Consider the following 19,985-nt stretch of genomic DNA (forward strand, 5'->3'; position numbering starts at 1 on the left):
GCCGTTAACTCAGCCAGTCTAGGGTCAGAATCAAACGACGCTCGCCCGGCGCCGGTTGCGGCGAACGGTGGATCAAACCGAAGCCTTCGTTGCCGTGCCACTTCTCCCCTTTAAGCAGCGCCACTTCGCCGCTGGTGATCTGCTGTATCAGCGACTCATCCGGCGGTTCGGCCTCAGGTTTGCCTAATTGCCGGCGATCGATTGCCCCTTCTTTCAGCCACTGGCTGCCGATACCTGCGTAGGTGGTGATCAACCGCACCGGCACATGATCGACGTGGAAACGCGGGCACATGGCTGTATCCAGAACCCGCAGGCGCAGGCCGATACGCTGGGCGCCCAACAAGCAGGCGAAGGCGCTGACCAGCCAGGAAACATCGGCGATAAAGCCTTCGTAGCCTTCCAGATCGCTGAAGCCTGAGGCTAAACCGTGGAGATTGGGTTCAGCGTCATCGCCGGGCATTTCCAGGGACAGCGACTCGGCCAGCGGCTCGTTCAGGGACAATAACAAGCGACCGAAATCGGCAATGTGCGCCGGGAGTTGGCGTTGCCAGAGGGCGAGGTTCACGCCGTCGTCCAGAATTCCGGTCAGCGCTTTTGGCGTATCACCTTGAACCTGGCGAATGACCGGTCGCAGCTTCAGGCTGGGCGCCAACATCAGGCGGCCGCCTCTTCGTGCCAAGGACCGAACGGATCGGGCAGTAACTGCCAGCCCTCGACACCCAAGGCCATTTCATCGTCCGTCAGCAGGCAGTTATCGAGTTCGACGGTGAGTTGCGCGAAGTCGATGTTCTGGCCGATAAACACCAGTTCCTGGCGGCAATCACCGGTGGCCGCCATCCAGTTTTCCATGATCCCGGCGGTGCTTTCTTCGTCTTGCGGCCACTGGTTTTTCGGCACGAAACGCCACCAGCGCCCGGCAAAACCGTGGCGCATCAAACCGCCGGCCTGGGACCAGCTACCAGCGTCCCTGTGTTTGCTGGCCAGCCAAAAAAAGCCTTTGGAACGCAACAGTTTGCCGTTCACCCACGGGCGGTCGATGAAGCTGAAGAAACGCTGTGGATGAAACGGTCGCCGCGCCCGATAGGCCGTGGAGGCGATACCGTATTCCTCGGTTTCCGGCACGTGTTCACCGCGCAATTCCTGCAACCATCCCGGCGCCTGAGCGGCTTTTTCGAAGTCGAAGCGCCCGGTGTTGAGGATTTTCTTGAGCGGCACTTCGCCCATGACCATCGGAATGATTTCCGCCTGGGAATTGAGCCGTTCAAGGATCGCGATCAACTCTTGGCGCTCGTTACTGCCGATCAAATCGATCTTGCTGATCAGGATCACGTCGGCGAATTCGATCTGCTCGATCAACAGGTCAGTGATCGAACGTTCGTCCTCCTCGCCCAGGGTTTCGCCACGGGAAGCGAGGCTTTCGGCGGCTTGATAGTCGAGCAGGAAGTTCATGCCGTCGACCACGGTAACCATGGTGTCTAGCCGCGCGATGTCCGCCAGGCTCTGCCCTTCTTCATCGCGAAACGTGAAGGTTTCCGCTACGGGCAAAGGCTCGGAAATGCCCGTGGACTCGATCAGCAGGTAATCGAAACGACCGTCTCTGGCGAGTTTGCTGACTTCTTCGAGCAAATCTTCCCTCAAGGTGCAGCAGATGCAGCCGTTACTCATTTCCACGAGTTTTTCTTCGGCACGATTCAGGCTGACATCGCGCTGAACTTCGCTGCCATCAATGTTGATCTCACTCATGTCATTGACGATCACCGCGACACGCAAATTTTCGCGATTACGTAGTACGTAATTAAGCAGTGTACTTTTTCCGGCACCGAGAAAGCCCGACAGGACGGTCACGGGGAGACGATTGGGCATCAGGTATTCCTCATCAGGATGTGGCCGGTCAAATCGCCCGTTGATGGCGTTCGCGCAGCTCTTCACGTTCTTTGGCTTCAATACACAGAGTGGCGGTGGGTCGCAGCAGCAGGCGTTTGAGGCCGATCGGCTCACCGGTTTCGCGACACCAGCCGTACTCACCGCGAGCCAGGTGCTCGAGGGCTTCGTCGATCTTGTCCAGGAGCTTCTTTTCCCGCTCCAGCAAGCGCAGTTGCCACTGGCGCTGTTCTTCGGCGCTGCCGATGTCGGCGGGATCGCTGTGGGGTTCCTGCTCGCGCAACGCGTCGAACTCGCCGCTAATGCGCTCCTGCAGCTCGCTGCGCTGAGCCAGCAACAGGTCGCGAAAGAAACCTTGCTGGGCGTCGTTCATGTAATCGGCGGCGGGTTGAGCGAGGAGTTCTTGTTCAGTCATGGCGGTGGATCATCAGAGCGGGTGTATTTTTATGTTATAGCATAACAACGCAAATAAGCCACTCCCCTCTTGTTACTCACGACAAAGGGCACGATGCTTTAAACCGTCCGCCCTTTTGAGAAATGCCATGGGAAACGCCCTGAAACTCTCGCTATTGAGCCTTTCGCTGCTGATTGCGGTCGATGCCTGGGGACAAATCCCGAGCCTGGCCAACTGCACCCGCAGCGCCAATCTGCTGGCCTGCGTAGATGCCGACGGCAATGCCTACAGCGTTAACACCGTCGGTAACACGATCTATCTACGCGGCTTCGAAGTAGCCGGCAAACGCCAATGGGCGCAAACCACCAGCCGCTACGGGCAACTGACATTCTTCACGGGTATCGCGTCCGATGGCGAAGCCTGGGTCGGCTACAACCGCCGGGTGGGCTGGACAACCATCAATCGGTTTTCCAGCTCTGGCGGCAGCAGCGGCAAGTTCACGTGCAGCCGGATGACCGGCTGCTAGGCCTGCGTCTTTTTCTGTTCCTGCTGCCAGGCGATGTAGCTATTCATCGGTGGGTTCTTCTGAAAATAGCGCTGCAAACCTTCGAACAAACCATCCGCCACGGCTTGCTGATGGCGGGCAGTCACCAGTCGCTGACTGTCGCGGGCGTTCGAGATGAAGCCGGTTTCCACCAGAATCGACGGCACATCCGGCGACTTCAATACAGCGAATCCCGCTTGTTCCACGCGCTTCTGATGCAGCGTGGTGATGCCCGCGAGGCTGCCGAGCACCGTGCTGCCCAACTGCAAGCTGGCGGCGATGGTGGCATTCATCGACATGTCGAGAATCACCCCGGCGAGCATCGGGTCCTTATCCTTGAGATTGAGCAGGCTGGTGGCGCCCAGCAGGTCTGCACCGTTCTCCCGTTGCGCCATGAAGCGCGCCGTGGCCGAGGTCGCGCCACCTTCGGACAGGCAGTACACCGACGCACCTGAAGCGGTGAGACGCGGCGCCGCATCCGCATGAACCGAGATGAACATGTCGGCATTGTGCTTGCGGGCGATCTCCACGCGTTTACGCAGCGGGACGAAGAAGTCGTCGTTGCGCACCAGTTTCACATCGAAGCCCTTCTCGCGCTTCAGCCGCTTGGCCAGCAATTGGGCGATCGACAGCACCACGTCTTTTTCCCGCTCACCTTTGGCACCGACCGCGCCCGGGTCTTTGCCGCCGTGACCCGGGTCGACCACTACGATGATGTCGCGCTTGGGGTGGGCCTTGTCGGTGACGGGTTCACGCTTATCCAGCGGCGCCGCCGCGATCTGTAGCGGCGCAACGGGCTTCAGATCGAGCACCAATCGGTGCCCCTGCCCGTCCTGTGGCGCCAGCAGGAAACTGTTGAGCTGCACCGGGCCGCTGAGGTCGAGGACGATCCGCGTATCGCCCTGGCCGAAATGTCCGGAGCGAATTGAGCGGATCACCGTGTTGCTGAGTGCCAACTGACTGAGGTCGCCGCTGAGATTGGCGCCACTCAGATCGATGATCAGCCGTTCCGGTACGCTCAAGGAAAACGTCTTGTATTGCACCGGCCCGCTCAGATCGAACACCAGTCGCAGCTTGTCGTCCGAACGCCACAGTCGTGCATTGCGAATTTGCGTGGCCGACGCACTAAAGGGAAAAGCGAAGGCCGCGCTGGCCAGAATCAGGTTGAGCAAGTGACGTCTGTGCATGGTGAAGGCCCGCTCACGAAAAAGGCATCGTCGATTTGATTGTTATAATATAACATGCCAAATCAACTCCCACGATGGACCTGCTCATGAATGCGCTGACTCTGCCGGATATCGCTGCGCAGGCCTCACGCCAAGCCCTGCCACTTGATTGGGTGGGCATGTGCGGCATTGCTCTTCCTGTTTTATTCGATGGCCAGCGACTGAGCGCAAAGGCCGACGCTGGCGTTAGTCTCGACGATGGAGAGGCGCGTGGCATCCATATGTCGCGGCTGTATCTGGCGTTGGAAATGCTTGAGCAGGAAAACCTTTCGCCGGCGTTATTGCGGCGAGTCTTGCAGAATTTTCTCGAAACCCATGAAGGGCTTTCCCACAACGCTTACCTAAAAATTCACACCGAACTATTGCTCAAAAGACCTGCGCTCGTCAGTCCACTGGCCGGCTGGAAAACTTATCCGGTGAGCATCGAAGCCAATTTGAAAAACGCGATGTTCCACGTGGAACTAAAAATCGATGTGCCTTATTCCTCAACCTGCCCGTGCTCAGCTGCACTTTCGCGGCAGTTGATTCAGCAACAATTCGTTGATGACTTTGCCAACAAGTCGCTGCTACACGCTGACGTTCTGGCTTGGCTCGGTTCCACGAAAGGCATTGTCGCTACGCCGCATAGCCAACGCAGCAATGCGCAATTGCAGCTTCGTCTGGACGACTATCTGGATGACCTGCCGCTGATCGCCGCGATCAACGATGCGGAAGCAGCCCTCGGCACCGCAGTGCAAACCGCCGTGAAACGCGCCGACGAACAAGCTTTCGCCCTCGCCAACGGCCAGAACCTGATGTTCTGCGAAGACGCTGCCCGACGCTTGAATCTGGCCCTCAAACGCTCCCCGGGCATCAACGCCTTTCACGTACGAGTCGTTCACGCCGAAAGTCTTCATGCCCACGATGCTGTCGCTGAAAGTCGCTGGAATTGGGAGGCCGCATGATCCAATGCCAAGCCTTGCGCTGGGGCGCCCCCGGTCAACCGCTCACTCCGTCGATGGATTGCCAGTTACCCAAAGGGAGTCTGACCGCTGTCATCGGTGCCAACGGTTCGGGTAAAAGCAGCCTGCTGAAAATCATCGCCGGTCTGCAAAAGCCACTGGCTGGAAAAGTCATCATTGATGTTCCACGCAAAGGCGGCCTTTCGTTTCTGCCTCAGCAACAACATCTGGATCGACAGTTCCCCATCAGTCTGCAAGAGTTGGTAGCTGCAGGTTTCTGGGGCAGCAAGCAAGCTCCGAAAGTTCGCAGCCAGCGCCTCAAGTCGGCGCTGGAAGACTGGTGTCTGACCGGCCTGGAACATCGCCCATTGATGGCCCTCTCCGGGGGTGAATTGCAACGTGCCCTGCTCGCCCGCTTGAGTCTCGCCGAAGCCCCCTTGTTGTTGCTCGACGAACCCCACGCCGCGCTCGACGAACTCGGCCAGGCGCTGCTCTGGAGACACATCCACGCCTGGCATGCTGAACGCCGAACCCTGGTCGTGGTGTGTCATGACTTGGCCGCCGTGCGCCAACACATTCCCCAAGCCCTATTGATCAAAAGCAGCGGCTGCGTCCTCGGCCCCAGTACCGATCTGATTCACCAACAACCTCAGACGCAGGTGGCTTGATGATCGCGGCCGCTCAGCTTTGGCAACCGTTCCACGAATTCGTATTCATGCGCCGGGCGTTGCTCGGTGGTCTCGTTCTGGCGTGCAGCACCGCTCCGCTTGGGGTGTTTTTGATTCTACGGCGCATGAGCCTGATCGGCGACGCGGTGGCTCATGGCATCTTGCCCGGTGCCGCATTGGGCTTCTGGTTCGCCGGGTTGAGTCTGCCCGCGTTGACCATCGGTGGCCTCGGCGCTGGCCTGAGCATGGCCGGACTGGCCGCCTGGATCACCCGCCGCACCGGCCTGCGGGAAGACGCGAGCCTGGCCGCGATCTACCCGATATCGCTGGCCAGCGGCGTGCTGATCCTCGGCATTGCCGGTAAGCGACTGGACCTGTTGCACCTATTGTTTGGCTCGGCGCTCGCGGTCGACGGGCCGACTTTGACCGGCATGATTTGGGTCTCGGGCTTCAGCCTGATCGCCATGGCCCTCATCTACAAACCCCTGTTGCTGGACACCCTCGACCCGCTCTTTCTGCAAACCGTCAGCCGTCTCGGGCCTCTGGCTCATGGGGTATTTCTGACCCTGGTGGTGCTGAACCTGGTGATCGGTTTCCAGGCCATCGGCGCCCTGATGGTGGTCGGTTTGATGATGTTGCCAGCCGCGGCTTCTCGCTTCTGGAGTCGTCGCTTGCCGGTACTGATGGTCATCGCCGCGCTGCTCGGCTGCCTCTCGGTCTGGCTCGGCTTGTTGCTGTCGTTTTACTACTCACTACCCAGCGGCCCGGCGATCGTGCTGGTGGCTGGCGCTTTGTATCTGCTGTCCGTGGTGTTCGGTCCGGTGCACGGTTTGCTGCGCCGCCCGCCTTTGCTCACATCCCAATGAGGTGTTACCCGATGCGCGCTTTACTCGTGCTGTTCAGTTTGATGCTGTCGATGTCGCTGTCTGCCGCGGAAAAACTCCAGGTAGTCACCAGCTTCAGCATCCTCGCCGACATGACCCATCAGGTCGGCGGCGACCATATCCAGATCAACAACATGGTCGGGCCGGACGCCGATGCCCATACCTACGAGCCGACTCCGGACGATGCCAAGGCATTGCTCAAGGCCAGATTGATCATCAAGAACGGGCTAGGTTTCGAGCCATGGCTGGACCGTCTGGTGACCAGCACCGAGACCAAAGCGGCGGTCATCAGCGCCAGCCACGGTGTCATTCCACGCTCGCTGGATGAAGACGGCGAAACCATTCCCGACCCACACGCCTGGCACAACCTGGCTAACACCGAGTTGTACATCAGCAACATCACCAAAGCGCTGATCGCCGCCGACCCTGCCAATAAAGCCGACTACGAACACAACAGCCAGGCCTACCTGAAAAAGATCTACGCCTTGCTCGCCGAGGCCAAAGCCAAGCTCGGTTCGCTGCCGCCGGGTAATCGCAAAATCGTGACTTCCCATGACGCCTTCGGCTATCTCGGTCAGGCGTACGGCATCGACTTCATGGCACCACAAGGTCTGTCCACCGAACGTGAACCGTCGGCCGCCGAAGTCGCTGCGCTGATCACGCAGATCCGTCAGGCCAAGGTCAAAGCTGTGTTCATGGAAAACATCAAGGACGCACGCCTGCTCAAACAAATCGCCGATGAAAGCGGCGCGCATATCGGCGGGACGCTGTACTCCGATGCCCTCGCGGCGACCGGCCCGGCCAGCACGTTCGCCGGGTTGTTCGAATACAACCTCAACACCTTGTATGAGGCGTTGAGCAAACCATGATCCGCAAGAATCCTTCGGGTGATCTTCCGTTGATTGCCGAGTCGGCGTACGTGGATAAAACCGCCATCATCTGCGGCAAAGTGGTGATCGGCGAGAATGTGTTCGTCGGTCCCTATGCCGTGATTCGCGCCGACGAAGTGGACGACTCGGGCGAGATGGAAGCGATCACCATCGGCGCCAATTCGAACATTCAGGACGGAGTAGTGATCCACTCCAAGTCCGGTGCCGCGGTGATCATTGGCGAGTTCAGCTCTATCGCCCACCGCTCCATCGTGCATGGCCCCTGCACCGTCGGTAATCGCGTATTCATCGGGTTCAACAGCGTGCTGTTCAACTGCGCGGTGGGCGACGGTTGCGTGGTGCGGCACAACTCGGTGGTCGATGGTCGTGACTTGCCTGAAGACTTCTATGTGCCCTCCACCACGCGCATCGGCCCCAACACTGACCTGTCGCAGTTCCCACCGGTGAGCGTTAGCGCCTCGGAGTTTTCCGAAGACGTGGCGCGCACCAACGTTGATTTGGTGCGGGGCTACAAAGCCCTGCAAAACGAGTTCTGACCATGAGCAGCGTGTTGATTCGCAACGCCCGGCTAGTGAATGAGGGTCGTGAATTCGACGGTGATTTGCTGATAAGCCACGGTCGCATCGTCAAGATCGCCAGCAGCATAGAAGGTGAAACGGCCGTCGTGGAAATCGACGCCAACGGCCAATGGCTGCTGCCGGGCATGATCGATGACCAGGTGCATTTCCGCGATCCCGGAGCACCGGACAAGGGCAGCTTCCATACCGAATCCAGGGCGGCAGTTGCCGGCGGCATCACCAGCTTCATGGACATGCCCAATACTTCCCCCGCCACCCTGACCCTCGCTGCGCTGGCCGACAAGAAGCGTCGAGCGGCGACGAGTTCAGTGGCCAATTACGGTTTTCATTTCGGCGGGAGCAACGACAATCTCGATACCGTCGCCGCGCTCAATCCTTGCGAGGTGGCCGGAGTCAAAGTGTTCATGGGCGCCTCCACCGGCAACATGCTGGTGGACGATCCCCGGATTCTCGAGCGGCTCTTCGCCGAGGTGCCGACCATTTTGTTGGCTCACTGCGAACACACACCCAGCATCCAAGCCAATGCCGCAAACCTGCGAGAACTGTTCGGCGAGCAACTTCCGCCCGCCGCTCACCCGCTGATCCGCAACGCCGAAGCGTGCTTTCGTTCCTCCTCAATGGCCGTTGATCTGGCCAGGCAACACGGCACCCGACTTCACGTTTTACACTTGAGCACGGCCCGCGAACTGGCGCTGTTCGAAGACCAGCCGCTGGCACAGAAACGCATCACCGCCGAAGTCTGTCTGCATCACTTGCTGTTCGATGATCGCGACTACCCGAGCCTTGGCAACCTGATCAAGTGCAACCCGGCGATCAAGACTCAGACCGACCGCGATGCCTTGCGCAAAGCATTGTTGAGCAATCGACTGGATGTGATCGGCAGTGATCACGCGCCTCATACCTGGGCCGAAAAGCAGCGGCCCTACAGCCAGGCGCCGTCCGGTTTGCCGTTGGTGCAACACGCCCTGCCCGCGTTGCTGGAGCTGGTGGCCGATGAGATATTGCCGATCACCACCCTCGTGACCAAGACCAGTCACCGGGTCGCCGATTTGTTTGCCATCCCCGACCGCGGCTACCTGCGCGAAGGCTACTGGGCCGACTTGGTATTGATCAAACCCGAGCCCGATGGCCTTGCCGTTTCCCGGCAACCGATCCTCTCGCAATGTGGCTGGACGCCCTTCATCCACCATCGTTTTCGCCACAGCGTCAGAACCACGGTGGTGTCGGGGCAAATTGCCTGGCACGACCAACGTCTTAATGACAGCTGCCAGGGTTTACCCCTACGGTTTATGCGCTAGCGCGCGTTATCGAAAACATTCGAGAACACCGATCATGATCCACATCACCCTGCCCGATGGTTCATTGCGTGAGTACGATCAGCCGCTGACTGTGTATGAAGTTGCCGCAAGTATCAGTCTCGGGTTGGCCAACGCGGCGGTAGCCGGTCGCGTCGACGGCGTGTTGGTGGACTGTGGGTTCCTGATCGAGGGCGATGCCCGGGTCAGTATCGTCACGCCCCAGGAACCCGATGGCCTGGAGATCCTTCGCCGTTCCTGCGCGCTGATGCTGGCCATGGCCGTCAAACAGCTCCATCCGAATGCACAGTTGCGAGCCGGATCGTCGCTGGGTGATGGTTTCTTTTATGAGTTTGCTTTCCAGCGCTCTTTAACTCTGGCCGAGCTGCCTCTGATTGAAGCGCGCATGCGTGCACTGGCGGCGACCAACCATTCGATCCGCCGGGAACCAGCTCCCCAGGCGACGTCAACCGAACGGTTATCGCTGTATCGCTTGGGTGATTTTGAAAGTTTCGCGGCAGGCCCGCATGTTCCCACCACCAAGGTGTTGCAAGCATTCACCCTGGACCATATCAGCGGCACGATGCAGCAACGGATCTACGGCACGTGCTGGTCCAGCCAACAGGAGCTGAACACCTGGCGAGCGCCGCCGCAGGTGATGGTCGTGAACATCGATGAACGTCAGACCGCTTATGCGCACTCAGTAACCCAGGCACTGCGCCGCCGCGAACTTCGGGCCAACTCGGACCTGCGTAACGAGAAAATCAGCCACAAGATTCGCCAGCACAGCCAGAAAGTGCCGTATCTGTTGGTAGTGGGAGAGAAGGAAAAGGAAGGCGGGTTTGTCAGTATGCGTAGCGGCAGCGGAGAGGACTTCGGGGAGAAAGGGATTGAGGCGGTGTGTGAATTGTTGAATCCGCCCAAGGCTGGAGGTGCCTGAGCGGATGCTTTCGCGGGCAAGCCTCGCTCCTACAGGATTTGTGGCGTTCGCAGGATCACGAAACGACATTGATGTCCTGTAGGAGCGAGGCTTGCCCGCGAAGCTTTTAGGCCCGTGGTTTAACGGTCCCGCAATCTTGGCCCAACCACACAGCGCGAGTATCGAGGCTACCCTTCTGCTGAATGCCGGTGGCGTTGAAAGTGCCATTGACCTTGGTGGTGAACTCACGATCGCTGAGGAATGTGGCGACACCCGCACCTTGCGCTTTCGGGCAGCTGAAACGGAATTTCCACTGGTTGCCGGTGCGTTCGGTGATTTGCTGCTTGCAGCCCGATTGTGGGTCCGTCAGTGGAATGTTGTCGGTCTTCACCTGCTCAGGCGTCAGGCAAGCCCGAATCCCTTTACCGCCCATGGTGATGCCCTGCTTCTCCAGCTGCGCGCGCTGTTCAGGGGTCATCTGACTCTGTATCTGGCCGAGGATCAATTGCAGATCGGGCAGGTTCTGGTCATCGACCTTCATGTTGCTTGAAGTCATTTCCCACAAGCCCGGCTGCAACATCTGCGCCTGAGCAGCCACAGGAACTGTCAAACCAAACGCAATGGCCAAACCCAGCAGACGAACGTTCATCGAGTAACTCCTGATCATTAGTGGCCGTTAGACGTCAGCCACGGGCTTCGGTTCATGGGCCAATTAAATAGCGACATTCTGCCCGGAACATGGTCTGTTAAGCATTGAATCTTCAGGAGCAAGGCTGCCCCATGGATTACTTTGGACCGCATGTTTTCGGTTATCTGATCGCAATCCTGCACACGCTGGGTTCGATTGCCGCCATCCATGCCGTATTGACCGTTCGGACCGCTCAGGGCTCGATCGCCTGGGCTCTGTCACTGCTGTTCATTCCCTACCTCACGCTTATCCCTTATCTGGTTTTCGGCCGCAGCACCTTCGACGGCTATATCAAGGCCCGGCGGCAAGCCAACGAGGAAATGCGCAAGGCCATCTCCGAGCTGAACTGGCGCCCCTGGGTAGAAGAGGCACTGGCTGCTCGTGCCTCCAGCGCCTACGCGTCTTTGAGGGCCATGCCGAAACTGGGACGCATGCCGTGCCTGGCAAATAACGAAGTGCGTTTGCTGATCGATGGCCAAGCCACCTTCGATGCGATTTTCGACGCCATCAGCAACGCGCGGCAAGCGGTGCTGATCCAGTTCTTCATAATCCACGATGACCGTCTCGGCCAACGCCTGCACACCTTGCTGACCAAGAAAGCTGCCGAAGGCGTGGCGATTTACTTGCTCTACGACCGCATCGGTAGCCACTCCCTGCCCCACAGTTACGTGCAGCCATTGCGCGATGCCGGTATCGAGGTCAAGGCCTTCGCGACCCGCAGCGGCTGGCTCAACCGCTTTCAGGTCAATTTCCGTAACCACCGCAAGATCGTCGTGGTCGACGGGATTGTCGGTTTTGTCGGCGGGCTCAACGTCGGCGACGAATACATGGGCGAGAAACCACCCCTGGCACCCTGGCGCGACACCCACGTGCAAGTGCGCGGGCCGGTGGTGGCCTGCATGCAGGAATCCTTTGCCGAAGACTGGTTCTGGGCGGCCCGTTCGCTACCGCCGCTGATCCTGCCAGAGGTTTATCCAGACAACGGCGTGCTCTGCCAATTGCTGGCCAGCGGCCCGGCGGATTCCTACGAAACCTGTTCGCTATTCTTCGTCGAAGCCATCCATGCGGCGACAGAACGGGTGTGGATCACCACCCCTTACTTCATCCCCGACGAAGCGGTGTTCGCCGCGTTACGACTGGCAATATTGCGTGGTGTGGATGTACGGATTTTGTTGCCGTCACGAGCGGATCACCGGATCGTCTACGCCGCTTCCAGCCTTTATGCCTTCGAAGCAGTACGTGCCGGGGTACGCGTGTTCCGTTACAAGCCGGGGTTCATGCATCAGAAAGTGGTGCTGATCGACAGCGAAATCAGCGCCATTGGCAGCGCCAACATGGACAACCGTTCGTTCCGGCTGAATTTCGAAGTGATGTTGCTGACGGTCGACAGTGCGTTTGCTGCCGAAGTGGAACAGATGCTCAACGATGACTTCGCCCAGGCTCACGAAATCGCCAAAGAAGAAAGCCGGGAAACCCACCGCCTGCAACAGGTCGGCATGCGGATCGCCCGGCTTATTTCACCGATTCTCTAAGGGTTGTAAATGTCGTCGCGGGTCCAGGGCAGTTCATGGCTGCCATCGGGATGGGTTTTCACCGCGAGAATTTGATGCAGATTGATCCAGCCTCTGGCAAAGGCATAGGCGCACCCTGCCAGGTACAACCGCCAGATCCGTAAAGCCTGTTCTGGCACCAGTTTGCCGGCGGCTTCCAGATTGTCTTCCAGGCGTTCGCTCCAGTGGTCCAGGGTTCGCGCGTAATGCAGGCGCAGGCTCTCGACATCAACGATTTCCAGCCCCGCTTCGCTGATCTCGGCGGAGATCATCGACAGATGCGGCAGCTCGCCGTTGGGGAACACGTACTTCTCAATGAACTCACCGGCGCCGCGCCCAACCGGACGACCATCGGTGTGCTTGGCGGTGATCCCGTGGTTCATCACCAGGCCACCCTCTTTCACCGCGCCGAACAAGGTTTTGCAGTACTCGGCCAGGTTCGCATGGCCAACGTGTTCGAACATGCCGACGCTGACCACCTTGTCGAAGCGCCCGTCCTGAGGCAAATCGCGGTAGTCGAGCAGTTGCAATTCAATCTGATCCTCCAGGCCTTCGGCTTTCACCCGTTCACGGGCCAGCGCCAACTGCTCCTTACTGAGCGTGATCCCGAACACCTTCGCGCCGAACTCACGAGCGGCATACCGCGCCAACCCGCCCCAGCCGCAACCGACATCCAGCAGATACTCGCCTGGTTGCAACCGTAGCTTGCGGCACAGGTGACGAAACTTGGCTTGTTGAGCTTGTTCGAGGGTTTCACTGCCGGTTTCGAAATAGGCGCAGGAATACGCCATGTCACTGTCGAGCCACAATTGATAAAACGCGTTGGAAAGGTCGTAATGGTAGGAGATGGCTTTGGCATCGGTTTCCTTGTCGTGAACCGAGCGCACCGGTTGCTCATCTTCGTCCTCGTTGATCAGCGCCTGACTCCATTCATCGCAGACACGAATCACGTCGCTGATGGAGCCTTCCAGCTCTAGCTTGCCTTCGACAAACGCCGCCCCCAACGCGTCGAGGCTGGGATGGGTGAACTGGGTAACCATGTGGGGGTCCTTGACCACAATGGTGACGCTGGGCGTCGGCCCCAGATTGAACTCATGGCCGTCCCAGAGTCGTAAGCGAAGCGGTAATTGCAGATTCTGTAAGGCCGGTGGAAGTTGCGCGAGCATGAAAAGTCCCCCTTGTTTCAGACGTCAAATCTGAGGGTAGACCATCCTTGAAAAATAGCAGGCTATCGAATTAATAGCCTTTTTCTATTCCCGGTGTTGCCTGCAACACTGAAACCATCCAACGGGCGATCGTTGAAAATGACCGCCTTACCCTAGATGACTACAAATCCGGCACACAGTTCTGAAAAGTTGTAGACGCTCACACCTCATCCTTAAGCTTGAGTAGGGGTTCCTGAAAGCGTAGCAAACGCCCGGCATTACCGAGCACTAATAACGTGCTCAAGTTGTGCAACAACGCGGCAATCATCGCCCCTGCCGCGCCGAGCCAGCCGAATGCGGCGAACGCAACGATGGCCAAGGTCCAGCCCAACCCGATAATCACGTTGACCTGCAAGGTCTGCCGACATTGGCGACTCAAGCGCACACAGGTTCCGAGCCGGCGCAGGTCGCTGCCGATCAGTACGATATCGGCCGAAGCCAACGCGATGTCCGCACCGCCTGCGCCCATGGCCACACCGACCACACCGGCCTTGAGCGCCAGGGAATCGTTGATACCGTCTCCCACCACCATTGGCCGGAAACCGCTGCCGATTTCATTCAGCACACGATTGAGTTTGTCCTCGGGCAAGGCCTGAGCTTCGACATCACTGATGCCCACATCCCGGGCCAGCGTGTGCGCAACGCTCTGCCGATCCCCGGTGAGCAACAACTGACGACCCAAACCCAATTCACGCAATTCGCTCAGGGCAAACCGCGCCTCGGGTTTGACACTGTCAGCGAGCAACAGCCAGGCGAGAAATTCACCGTTGAGTGCCAGCCCGGCAATCGGGCCGTCGTGTTCAGGCACCGCTGATGTGGCGATGCCCAATTGCGCGAACAGCTCCGGACGACCGAGGGCCGCTTCCCCCTGTTCGGTCATCGCCACGACACCCAGCCCCTGACGCTCATGAATGTCAGAGAGCAGCAGAAAGTGTTCCTGAGTGACCAATCCGGCCAAGGCGCGGCTGACCGGGTGACTGCTGGCGGAACCGAGGCTGGCGGCGAGCTTCAGTACGTGACTGCGATCCTCCAGTGGACTGTCGATGGATTGCAGGCGCAAGGTGCCGAACGTCAGGGTTCCGGTCTTGTCGACCACCAAGGACGTCAGGTCAGCCAACTCTTCGAGGAACGCCGAGCTGCGAATCAGAATCCCGTGCCGAGCCGCCACCGCCACCCCGGCAATGGCCGTGGCTGGTGCCGACAATACCAGCGCGCAAGGGCAAGCCGCGACCAACACCGCGAGCATCGCTTGCGCATCGTTGGTCACAAACCAGGTCACGGCGGCCAGCAGCAACACCAGCACCATGTAGCTGCCGGCATAGCGTTCGAGCAAACGGGTGATTGGAGGCTTGGAACGTTCGGCACTTTGCATCAGCGCAATGACTTTACCCAAGGTCGATTCGTTACCGGTACGGGTCACTTCAATGCGCAGCAGGCCATCGAGGTTGATCGCCCCGCCGAACACCGGCATGCCCACGCCGGCTTCTATTGGCACCGACTCACCGGTGATCGAGGCGGTGTCGAGGCTTGCCTGACCGGACAACACCCGGCCATCCGCCGGCACTCGATCACCGGCACGCACCTCTACGAGATCACCGGCCTTGAGGGTGCCGTTGTCGACTTCAACGACTGAACCGTCAGCCTGAATCTTGCGTGCATGGCTGCGGGTCAGTTTGCCCAGAGCATGAATCGCTTCCTGGGAGCCAATTACGCTGCGCTCTTCCAGCACGTGGCCGAAGATCATGATGATCGGCAATAGCGCAGCGGTCAGCAGATCGCCCGTGGCCCAGGCGCCGAGCATGGCCAGGGCGATCAGTTGATCGGTGATCCCGTGCAGGCTCGGATAACGCAGGCTGTACCACGCCGAACGCATGACCGGCACGGCCACCAGCAAGGAAGCAAAACCCAATAGTAATTGGCTGACACCGGTCTGCTCCGGCGACAACCAGCGCCAGATCAGCCCCAGCGCAAGCAACCCAAGTGCAAGCATGGCCAGGGTCAACTGGCGCGCGGCGCTACGTTGTTCAGCCGAGGACAACATGCTCGGCGCGGCGGCGGTTTGGGCAGTCATTGCGCAGCTCCCTGAATGATCAGGCGGGAATCGTCTTTCGGATCAACCGTGGTCACCGAGCCAGCCTGCCCGAGAATCTTCGGCATCCGTTCACGGTAAATACGCAGCAGCATTTGCGGGTCGGTGCCCTGCTGTTGCGCCTTGGCCAAACTCAGTACCGTGGCGGTGTCGGCGGAGGCTTTTGCCAGGCGCTCGCTGGCTTGGGCGTGAGCCACTTGCAGCGTGCGGTCAGCTTGTTCGTTGGCGGACTGAGTCAACTTTTCGGCTTCAGTGCGCGCGTTGGCCACGGCTTTGTCGGCCTGCTGGCTGGCAGTTAACACCGCGTTGAACGCGTTCACCGCCGGCCCGGGCAGACTCGATTGCACATCGACCCGTGCCACTTCAATGCCCAACCCCTGCCCGGTCGCCGTCAGTTCGGCCAAGCGTTGATTTATGCCCCGTACCAGATCACCGCGTAGACGTTCGCGACGTTCGGCGGCCTGATTGTCGGCGCCGATCAGTTCCGGTCGAGCCACCAGAATGGTGTCCAGGTCGCGCGCGGCGGTGAGCGCCACGGCACTGCGCGTCACCAGCCGATCCAGCGCTGGCAGCACATGTTCACCCTGAAGGACGAAGGCATAGGGCTCGATGACTTTGTAGAACACTCGCACATCCAGTTGCACGACGCCCGCATCACCGGTCAACAAATAACCAGAGCCGGCAAGCGCATCGCTGATCGGCGTGGCGAAACTCGCGACTCGATCGGCCTGCAATGCGGCATCCGAGCGCAGCAGACTTTCCACCCGACGTTCGATCACCCGATCCGCTGCCGGCAACAAGATGACCTGCTCGAACGGGCGCGGCCATGCCAACAGCAAACCGGCATTTTGAATGCGATCCAGTGCGCCGAAGTGCAGCACCACGGCACGGTTTTGCGGGTCGATTTGCCGCACATTGGAAAATGCCCACGCCAACGCAGCCAGCACGGTCACGGCGTACAGCGCCAGAAAAGCCAAGCGCCCGGCCTGAATCCACGGGCTGCGTAACTCATGTGTTCCACGTGGAACTTTTAAATTCATGGCTGCAACCCGGACTTGTTATCGAGCGTCGGCGGCCCGTCAACCAATACGCGGAACGGCGCCGCATCGGTACGCAAAATCAGTTTGGTACCCGGCATGACGATAGTGCCCAAGGTGTCGAGAGAGCGCAGCAAATTGTAGAGCTGCGGCGAACCGGCGTAGGCACGGCCGTAAATCTGCGCAGCTTCGACGCGGGATTGGGCTTCGATGTCCGCGGCTTTCACCGTCGCATCGGCTTGCACAATTCGCGCATCACGCTCGGCCGCAGAGCGAATTTGTGCAGCTTCCCGCTTGCCGATGGCCGTGCGTTCAGTGGCGATGGTTTCACGCTCGGCGCGCATGCGATCGACCGTCGCGGTGAGCGTCACCGACGGCAACGTCAGACGTTCGATACCCACTTGCAGCACTCGCACGCCATAGGTGGTGAGCAACTGTTGGTCGATCTGCTGACGCAGCTGCGCTTCGAAATCGGCGATGTGCACCTGGTTGGCGTCGGTGTTCACCAGGTTGGCCAGATCGAAACTGCTGGCGGTGGTTTCCAGCGCCGAGCCGACAAAGGTACGGATCTGCCGCGCGGCTTCGTCCGGCTGGTTCTGTACAGCGCGCATAAAGCGTTGCACGTTGTCCGGATCACCCTGCACCTGCCAGGCCACGTAGGCTTGCACGATGATGCGCAGGCCATCGCGCGTGCCCACATCCTGCAAACCGCTGGAGGTGGTACGCAGCCGCAGATCCACCGGGATCGCCGCCTCGAACGGTGCCGGCCAGCGCCAGCCAAGACCGGGTTCCAGCAACACCCGCGATGGATTGCCGAAGCGAGTGATGACCGTGGCCTCTCCCGAACGCACTTGCACCAGGCTCGCCGCCGCAATGGCAAACGCCACCAGCAGCGCCGCCCATCCCATTCGCCGCCACGGGAAAGGGCCAGCTTCGTGTGGATCACCGTGGTGATGATGGTGATGGCCGTGGTGATGCCCGCCATGGCCATGATCGTGACCAGCGTGGTCATCGTGATCGCGATTGTGTGTAGACGTCGGCTGGCTCAATGGACGGCTCCTGGCTGAACGGTATTACGCGGCGGCGCAGGGTCAGCCGGCAGCGTGAAGGTACGTAGGTCGATGGTCGGCGCATTGCTGTTGCCGCCCAGACGATGATCGAGAATCAGCAGCCTGGCATTGGCCAAACCTTGGGTCAGTTGACTGAGGTATTGCTCCAGCACGAAGGCCTGGCCGGCGCTGGAATAAGCCTTTTGCTCGGCGGCAAATTTCAGGTCGGCGGCCTGAGCAGTCGAGTTGATTTCATGAGCACTGGCCGTGGCTTGATCGTGAGCGATGCTGGCTTGCAGTTGTGCCTGATTGGTCGCCTCCGCCGCGGCACCGCGCTCGCGGGAGATCAGCGCCTGAGCAGCAATCTGCGCCGCTTGCACGCCGTGATAAGCATTGGCTGCCCCCGCTGGCGGGTGGATGGCCTCGACCACCGTGGCGAGAATTTCCACACCGCTATCGAGTTTTTGCAGGTCAGCCTGCACGGCACGGCCGATCTCTTCGGCCAGCCCTACCCTGTCCTCGCCGAGCAAACCATCGAGGGTTCGTGAGGCGAAATCGTGAACCAGAATCCGGCTGGCGGTGCTGCGGATCAACGTTGGCACATCGGCGCTGTTGTACGTTGCTGCCAGGGCCGCCTGATCGCTCAGGCCGATGCGATAGACGAAGCGCACGTCCATGTTGACGATCTGGAAGCTCTGTTTGTCAGCGCGGCTGCTGGCGATGACCTGGGATTTATCGTTCACATGGCTGGCGTCCCACAATCGATTGGCAATCGCCGGTGCCGGGCCTTCGGCTGGTTCGGCCTCGAGCGGTGCCGACATTTCGCCCACGCTGGTGGCCAACTCGTGAACCACGCCGTTCTCGACGCTCAGCACGCGGCCCAACGGCCACGGCAAACCGGCGTGCAAACCGGGACCGAATACCTGAACCGGTTTGCCGAAACGCTCGTAGATACCGCGCCCTTGCAGGGGAATTTCGTGAATGCCGGTGAGCGACCAACCGACGATAGCTACCACTGCCAGCACCGGCAAAAACGCCCGGCGCATGTAGGTGAAGGCCCAAATTTGCCGCAGGTCGATACCGAAGCGGTTGTGCAACTCGTGCTGCAATGCGAGCAAAGGTTGCGGCGGCCAACGCAGCATGTCGGCGACGAAGCTTCGCGCCAGCAAGGCCGGTTCCAGCTGTTCACGACGGGGACTGAACAGCGACAACACGGCCCGCAGCAGCAACTCGATGGCGACCAGCCCCGGCAGCAAGCCGATCAGCACCGCTAGACGCACTGGCCAGACCGATGTTTCGCTGCCGAACAACAAACACAGGGCGCTGAGCACCAGGCAAATAATCGCGACCCGCGTCAGCTGCGCCAACGGTCCTGCTTCGGGCCACTGGGCGACATTTTCCTGCGCCAGTTGCCGCTCCAGCACCAGCAAACCGAAAGCCAGCAGCAACGACAGCGTGGCGCCGACACTGGCCGACAACCCCAGCGCGGCGAGCGGCAAGGTCAGATTCCAGACTTGCTCGATGCTGTACAACGTCAATAACGCCCAACCAGCCAACCATAGCGTCGGCGCACCGATCTGCCCCAGAAAGCGCAACCAACGTTGGCTGATTCGGTCCAGCAACCGCTCGTACCAGCCTTCAGCGGCAACGACTTCCTCAGCGACAACCACCGGCACCGACAATGCTGGATTCATCGCCCGTGCGCGCCACTGCGTTACCCACCAGGCCGATTGCAGGCCGGCGACCAGCACCAGCAAACCGGCGCTCTGATTGACCAACAACACCGGCCAGAGCGACTGCGGTGCAAATAGCCCGACAAAAAACGCCAGTACCAACCCTGCGCCAGCCAAGACCGCCAAACCGATCGCGAATTGCCGCAATCGACGTCCTTGAACGACCGCCTGCTGGAAGCGCGGCAGCCCTGCTATTTGTGCCCCATCGCCATCGAGATCGACTTGCATACCACCCCAACCATCGCTCACATCACAGTTCGTTACGATATAACGAAAGTGGTGAAATATTCGTCGTAAATCGCTCTATCTAAAAGCGCCGGACCTGTCGCCAAGCTGAAGCCTTGACCGAAATGGCTCGAAACGCACATATTACGTTCGTAATTTTTATCCGAGACTACGTTTATCGATCCCGCC

General features: G+C 59.7%; 19 protein-coding genes. 9 read left to right on the forward strand and 10 right to left on the reverse strand.

The window, feature by feature from the left end; all coding sequences use genetic code 11:
* Nucleotides 1-4: 4 nt before the first annotated feature.
* From PMI18_RS23705 to dksA, 3 genes are read right to left on the reverse strand one after another with little or no spacing between them, the layout of a single operon-like run.
* Nucleotides 5-655 (reverse strand): DUF1826 domain-containing protein, encoded by a 651-nt coding sequence (locus PMI18_RS23705; protein ID WP_007896542.1) that lies wholly within the window; start codon nt 653-655, stop codon nt 5-7.
* Entirely contained in the window at nt 655-1,863 is a 1,209-nt protein-coding gene (gene zigA, locus PMI18_RS23700) for a zinc metallochaperone GTPase ZigA (protein WP_007896543.1), read from the reverse strand. Before zigA ends, PMI18_RS23705 begins: the two co-directional genes overlap by 1 nt.
* A 28-nt stretch (nt 1,864-1,891) precedes the next feature.
* Entirely contained in the window at nt 1,892-2,296 is a 405-nt protein-coding gene (gene dksA, locus PMI18_RS23695; RefSeq protein WP_007896547.1) for an RNA polymerase-binding protein DksA, read from the reverse strand.
* 127 nt (nt 2,297-2,423) lie between these two features.
* Here dksA and PMI18_RS23690 point away from each other — a divergent pair, with 127 nt between their 5' ends.
* A complete protein-coding gene (locus PMI18_RS23690) occupies nt 2,424-2,801 on the forward strand; it encodes a hypothetical protein (protein WP_007896548.1) in 378 nt (125 codons plus the stop codon).
* Here the strand turns inward: PMI18_RS23690 and PMI18_RS23685 are convergent.
* Nucleotides 2,798-4,006: an N-acetylmuramoyl-L-alanine amidase gene (locus tag PMI18_RS23685; protein ID WP_007896550.1), complete on the reverse strand. Its 1,209-nt coding sequence runs from the start codon at nt 4,004-4,006 to the stop codon at nt 2,798-2,800. The two genes, PMI18_RS23690 and PMI18_RS23685, sit on opposite strands and share 4 nt — an antisense overlap.
* A gap of 86 nt (nt 4,007-4,092) precedes the next feature.
* On the opposite strand from PMI18_RS23685, the gene folE2 reads away from it, so the two are divergent.
* Genes folE2 through PMI18_RS23650 form a run of 7 tightly spaced genes read left to right on the forward strand, consistent with a single transcriptional unit; the run spans nt 4,093 to nt 10,241 of the window.
* Nucleotides 4,093-4,989: a GTP cyclohydrolase FolE2 gene (gene folE2 / locus PMI18_RS23680; RefSeq protein ID WP_007896552.1), complete on the forward strand. Its 897-nt coding sequence runs from the start codon at nt 4,093-4,095 to the stop codon at nt 4,987-4,989.
* Complete coding sequence (locus PMI18_RS23675; protein ID WP_007896553.1) at nt 4,986-5,654, forward strand: metal ABC transporter ATP-binding protein; 669 nt, start codon at nt 4,986-4,988, stop codon at nt 5,652-5,654. The genes folE2 and PMI18_RS23675 overlap by 4 nt, the downstream gene beginning before the upstream one ends.
* Complete coding sequence (locus tag PMI18_RS23670; RefSeq protein ID WP_007896554.1) at nt 5,654-6,520, forward strand: metal ABC transporter permease; 867 nt, start codon at nt 5,654-5,656, stop codon at nt 6,518-6,520. Before PMI18_RS23675 ends, PMI18_RS23670 begins: the two co-directional genes overlap by 1 nt.
* An 11-nt stretch (nt 6,521-6,531) precedes the next feature.
* Nucleotides 6,532-7,407 (forward strand): metal ABC transporter substrate-binding protein, encoded by an 876-nt coding sequence (locus PMI18_RS23665; protein ID WP_007896560.1) that lies wholly within the window; start codon nt 6,532-6,534, stop codon nt 7,405-7,407.
* A complete protein-coding gene (locus PMI18_RS23660) occupies nt 7,404-7,964 on the forward strand; it encodes a gamma carbonic anhydrase family protein (RefSeq protein WP_007896561.1) in 561 nt (186 codons plus the stop codon). The genes PMI18_RS23665 and PMI18_RS23660 overlap by 4 nt, the downstream gene beginning before the upstream one ends.
* A 2-nt stretch (nt 7,965-7,966) precedes the next feature.
* Nucleotides 7,967-9,304 (forward strand): dihydroorotase, encoded by a 1,338-nt coding sequence (locus tag PMI18_RS23655; RefSeq protein ID WP_007896562.1) that lies wholly within the window; start codon nt 7,967-7,969, stop codon nt 9,302-9,304.
* A gap of 34 nt (nt 9,305-9,338) precedes the next feature.
* Nucleotides 9,339-10,241, forward strand: coding sequence for a His/Gly/Thr/Pro-type tRNA ligase C-terminal domain-containing protein (locus PMI18_RS23650; protein WP_007896563.1), 903 nt, complete (start codon nt 9,339-9,341; stop codon nt 10,239-10,241).
* Nucleotides 10,242-10,347: 106 nt separating this feature from the next.
* Here PMI18_RS23650 and PMI18_RS23645 read toward each other — a convergent pair whose 3' ends face one another.
* Complete coding sequence (locus PMI18_RS23645) at nt 10,348-10,869, reverse strand: DUF3617 domain-containing protein (protein WP_007896564.1); 522 nt, start codon at nt 10,867-10,869, stop codon at nt 10,348-10,350.
* Nucleotides 10,870-11,000: 131 nt separating this feature from the next.
* On the opposite strand from PMI18_RS23645, the gene cls reads away from it, so the two are divergent.
* On the forward strand, nt 11,001-12,440 hold the full coding sequence (gene cls, locus PMI18_RS23640) for a cardiolipin synthase (protein ID WP_007896565.1): 1,440 nt from the start codon (nt 11,001-11,003) through the stop codon (nt 12,438-12,440).
* Here the strand turns inward: cls and cfaB are convergent.
* The 5 genes from cfaB to hflK (PMI18_RS23615) form a co-directional block, all read right to left on the reverse strand.
* Complete coding sequence (gene cfaB / locus PMI18_RS23635) at nt 12,437-13,624, reverse strand: C17 cyclopropane fatty acid synthase CfaB (protein ID WP_007896566.1); 1,188 nt, start codon at nt 13,622-13,624, stop codon at nt 12,437-12,439. The two genes, cls and cfaB, sit on opposite strands and share 4 nt — an antisense overlap.
* A 199-nt stretch (nt 13,625-13,823) precedes the next feature.
* Nucleotides 13,824-15,734 carry a cation-translocating P-type ATPase gene (locus PMI18_RS23630; protein ID WP_007896567.1) on the reverse strand — a complete coding sequence of 637 codons (1,911 nt, stop codon included), beginning with the start codon at nt 15,732-15,734 and terminating at the stop codon, nt 13,824-13,826.
* The gene (gene hflK, locus PMI18_RS23625; protein ID WP_007896568.1) at nt 15,731-16,792 is read right to left on the reverse strand and encodes a protease modulator HflK; all 1,062 of its coding nucleotides are present in this window, start codon (nt 16,790-16,792) and stop codon (nt 15,731-15,733) included. Before hflK (PMI18_RS23625) ends, PMI18_RS23630 begins: the two co-directional genes overlap by 4 nt.
* Nucleotides 16,789-17,838, reverse strand: coding sequence for a protease modulator HflC (hflC, locus tag PMI18_RS23620; protein ID WP_081499819.1), 1,050 nt, complete (start codon nt 17,836-17,838; stop codon nt 16,789-16,791). Before hflC ends, hflK (PMI18_RS23625) begins: the two co-directional genes overlap by 4 nt.
* Complete coding sequence (gene hflK, locus PMI18_RS23615) at nt 17,835-19,799, reverse strand: protease modulator HflK (RefSeq protein WP_033035950.1); 1,965 nt, start codon at nt 19,797-19,799, stop codon at nt 17,835-17,837. Before hflK (PMI18_RS23615) ends, hflC begins: the two co-directional genes overlap by 4 nt.
* Nucleotides 19,800-19,985 lie beyond the last annotated feature (186 nt).

This window comes from Pseudomonas sp. GM102, assembly GCF_000282555.1.
In the GTDB taxonomy this organism is placed as follows: domain Bacteria; phylum Pseudomonadota; class Gammaproteobacteria; order Pseudomonadales; family Pseudomonadaceae; genus Aquipseudomonas.